General features: G+C 62.1%; 1 pseudogene. It reads left to right on the top strand.

Going from position 1 to position 421, the window contains the following annotated elements:
* Positions 1 to 421: pseudogene (locus AO068_RS03115) on the top strand (filamentous hemagglutinin N-terminal domain-containing protein); the annotation flags it as partial.

Raw genomic sequence — 421 nt, forward strand, 5'->3', positions numbered from 1 at the left:
TGTCACGGCCAGGGCCAGCAGTGCCGAAGTCAACGGCCCGGTCTATGCGGGGTCGTCATTGACCATGAGTACCGCGGGCGATCTCACTACCCGGCAGAACGTTGCCGCACGCGATGCGCTGAGCCTTTCCGCAGGCGGACAACTCAACAACTCGGCGGTGATCGAGGCGGGCGTCAATGCCGACAACAGCCGCAATGGTTCGNTCGCGCCTTGCAGGCCACCATTACCCAGACCCTGAACAACCAGGGTGCCACACTGAACGGGCAGTCCAGCACACGCATCGTGGCCACAGCCGTCGACAATCGTCAGTCAGGCCGAATTCTGAGCCAGGGCGGCACTGTCGATATCAACGCGTCTCAGGTGCTCAACAGCCAGAGCGGGCTGATCAGCAGCAATGGCACGATGATCATCACCGCCGCTT

The organism is Pseudomonas sp. ICMP 3272, from assembly GCF_001466905.1.
GTDB lineage: Bacteria > Pseudomonadota > Gammaproteobacteria > Pseudomonadales > Pseudomonadaceae > Aquipseudomonas > Aquipseudomonas amygdali.